This window comes from Pseudomonas sp. NBRC 111124 (assembly GCF_001320245.1).
Classification (GTDB): Bacteria; Pseudomonadota; Gammaproteobacteria; order Pseudomonadales; family Pseudomonadaceae; genus Aquipseudomonas.
The window spans coordinates 1-3395 of the sequence record NZ_BCBA01000091.1; the positions used below are offsets into that span (position 1 = coordinate 1).

Below are 3395 nucleotides of genomic sequence, written 5' to 3' on the forward strand. Positions count from 1 at the left end.
GGGAGGTGTGGACGCGGTCGGGCTGCACCAGCTCGGCCGGGTCGACCGTCAGGTTGACGGCGGGGATCAGGTTGGTCACGGCATAGTCCTCGAATCAGGCGCGCTGGATGATCAGTTCGCGGCCGACGCGGGCCTCGACCTTGGCATAGCGCCACAGCTTGTATGGCCCCTCGCCCACGGCGGTGGTGCGGAACAGGTTGCAGGCGGCATGCACGGTTTCGATGTCCGGCACGTCGGCCAGCAGGTAGGTGGTCCAGGGAAAGCCGTCGGACGGGCCGACCATGCTCTGGTCGTCATCCATGTTACCCAGCACGTCGACCCCGGCCAGGTCGTGGATGCCGTTCCACATCGCGCTGAACGCGGCCCACACCTGCAGTTGCTCTTCTCGCGGGGCGTCGAAGAAGTTCTGGTTGATGCCCATGCAGAACAGCACGCGCAAGGCTTTCTTATCGCTCATGTCAGTAATCCCGAAAGTTACAGGTAGCCCGGCAGGGGCTGTTTGCCGAAGAACATTGCCCCGGCGTTCTGGTAGGTGACGTCGCCCATGAAGGCGTGCTGGGTGACCACTTGCGCATCGTTGACGCAGCGGGCCAGCGGGCTTTCGTTGTAGATGCCAGTCATGCCCGAGAGCAGCTGTGCGCTGCGCGCCACTTCGGCGGCCACGCGCGCGGCATGGGTGGAGGACAGGCGCAGCAGGTTGGTGACCTCGACCGGTACCGGGTCGCCGGCCAGCACGTGCGCCCAGGCCTGCTCGATGGATTCATAGAAGAACGCCCGCGCCGAACGCAGCGCCGCCTCGGCCTTGGCCACATCGACCTGGGCCAGCGGGCGGTCGGCCAGGGCCGGGGCGCCGGTGACCGAGATGCGCCCGCTGGCCATGCCCGACAGCTCGTCCAGCGCGGCGCGGGCAATCCCCAGGCCGACCACCGAGAGCACTTGGGTGGCGAACGACAGCGACGGGTAGCGGAAGAACGGCTCGTCGAGGTTCGGCTTGCCACCGCGGACAAAGGTCCACTGTTCACCGACCACCACGTCTTCGACCAGCAGGTCGTGGCTGCCAGTGCCGAGCAGGCCAACGGTGTCCCAGGTTTGCTCGATGCGCGCCTGGCTGCGCGGCAGCACCGCCAGGCGCGGCAAGTCGAGCTTGTCGCCGTTGCGCGGGGCAATGCCGACGCCGACGATGTCAGCGCCCATGGAGCCGCTGGAGTACTTCCAGCGGCCGTTGACCTTGAAGCCGCCAGGTACGGTCTCGGCCGGTTGTGGCGGGAAGATGCCACCGGCGAACACGGTGTCGGGGCTGTTGCCGTAGATCTCGGCGATGGTCTCCAGCGGCAGCGCCGCCAGGTACACCGGGCTCATGCCGAAGCTGGCGACCCAGCCGGCCGAGCCGTCGGCATGGGAAATGCGCTCGATCATTTCGCAGAAGGCACCCGGCGAGCACTCCAGCCCGCCAAAGCGTTTCGGCACCAGGGCGCGGTACACGCCATGGGCCTTGAAGGCATCGATCACATCGCGGGAGATGTGGCGCTGACGATCGAACTCACCCACACGGGCACGATCGCGCACCCCGTCAAGCAAGGCCTCGAAGGCAGGGCCAGAGGCGAGCGCCGACACAGGCGCGGCACGCAGGCAAAGCGAATCCATGGACATTCTCCGTCTCAGGCGCAGTTTTTGTGTTGTTTGGCAGGCGGCGAAATGGCCAGGCTCGGCAAGGGCGAGCAGCGGCCACGCAGGGAGGAAAAGGCTGGGTCGGGCGGCATGGTCTGTCTCTCTTGTTTTAGGTGCCGGTGACAAAAATTTGCGGCCGATTACGTGAATTGTCAATTGAATTTTCACGCTAAAAAACAGCGCATTTGCATCGCCAAGCGTCCTTTTGACCCACAGAGAATTAATTATCCAGTTGATTAATATCAATTTTTATAGTGGGTGCAGGCCATCAAAAAGCAGGAAAAAAAACTAACCATGGACGCTGATATCTCGAAAAATTTTTAGTCGACTTTTCACATGATTCCGGCGAGAAAAAAGCTGGTGTAGGATGGCCAGGCAAGGAGCGCCACAAGGCCAGCCACCAGAGCCGGCCCTATAAAAACAACAGCAAGCGCCCCGCCAGGATCGATGGGGACACGCCAATGCCTGCCGTGATTACACCGAGGTCGAGGCCATGCCCACCCGCCACATCGACTTGCAGGACCATCGCCTGCGTTATCTGCACCTGAGCCACGACAAAGGCTCCATGCGCGCCGCCGCCGAAGCCCTGGGCGTCGCCACCTCATCGGTCAGCCGGCAGATCGCCCGGCTGGAAGAAGAACTGGACATCGAACTGGTCCGCCCCGGCACCCACCGCATCAGCCTGACGGCTGCCGGCGAGGCGGCGGTGGCCTACTACGTCGAACGCATCCGCCAGCACGCCCAGCTGGTCGACCGTCTGGATCAGCTACGCGGCCTGCAGCAGGCGTCGACCGTGATCGCCATCGGCGAAGGCCTTCTGGGTGCCCGGGCGATCAACTCATTACAGGGCTTTCTGCATGCCCATGGTGCGCACAAGGCCGAGATCATCAGCGCGCCCTCGCTGGAGGTGCAGCGCCGGGTACTGGCCGACGAGGCGCACCTGGGGGTGATCTTTGCCCCCAGCGCCACCGCCCGCCTGACCCGCCTGTATAGCCTGGCCCAGCCATTGCGCATGATCGTGCACCGCGACAGCCGCCTGGCTGCGCGCTCCACCATCAGCCTGGAGGAAGTGGCGCGCGAGTCGCTGGTGCTGCCGGGCGCCGACTTCCGCGTGCGCGAACTGGCGGATGCGGCGTGCAAAGACCAGTCGTTCGCCATCGTGCCCACGCTCACGTCCAACTCGCTGGCGGTGATCCTCGACTTTGTCCGCTCCGGCATGGGCGCCACGTTGCTGGCCGAGCTGCCGATCATCGATGAGATCAAGAGTGGCACGTTCAAGGCGCTGGCCATCGATTGCCCGGCGATGAATGCGACCGATATCCAGATTGTCACCCGGCGCGGGCGCACGCTGGATGGGTTGAGCCGCGAACTGGCCACGGAGATGGCCAGGGCGGTGCGCATGGCCGCTAGCGCCTGAGACAGGCTTGGGATTGCTGGGGGCGCGTTGCGCCCCTCTCGCGACGCAAGGCCGCTCCTACAAGGGAATGCGCTGGCCTGTAGGAGCGGCCTTGTGTCGCGAAAAGGCTGCAAAGCAGCCTCGGCTTTTGTTGCACAAAACGCAACGACATTGCCCGCCGCTGTCATTGAGCCCCTCTCCCCTGCCCTTTACGTTGCTCTCATAAGAAATCGCCCCACATAGGTGACCCCCGTGAGCAACCTGATCCCCGCCGTCAACCTGACGGTCGACCCGGCCGAGCTGGTGCAGCCCGACCGCGTCCACACCTCAC

Annotated in this window: 3 protein-coding genes; 1 reads left to right on the forward strand and 2 read right to left on the reverse strand. The window is 64.4% G+C overall.

Annotated features, from left to right (window positions below):
• Positions 1 to 94 precede the first annotated feature (94 nt).
• Together APH28_RS25875 and iacA are read right to left on the reverse strand one after the other, a co-directional pair.
• A complete protein-coding gene (locus APH28_RS25875) occupies positions 95 to 457 on the reverse strand; it encodes a hypothetical protein (RefSeq protein WP_060513271.1) in 363 nt (120 codons plus the stop codon).
• Between the two features lie 17 nt (positions 458 to 474).
• Complete coding sequence (gene iacA / locus APH28_RS25880; protein ID WP_060513272.1) at positions 475 to 1644, reverse strand: indole-3-acetate monooxygenase; 1170 nt, start codon at positions 1642 to 1644, stop codon at positions 475 to 477.
• Positions 1645 to 2161: 517 nt separating this feature from the next.
• On the opposite strand from iacA, the gene APH28_RS25885 reads away from it, so the two are divergent.
• Positions 2162 to 3085 carry a LysR family transcriptional regulator gene (locus APH28_RS25885; RefSeq protein WP_060513273.1) on the forward strand — a complete coding sequence of 308 codons (924 nt, stop codon included), beginning with the start codon at positions 2162 to 2164 and terminating at the stop codon, positions 3083 to 3085.
• Positions 3086 to 3395 lie beyond the last annotated feature (310 nt).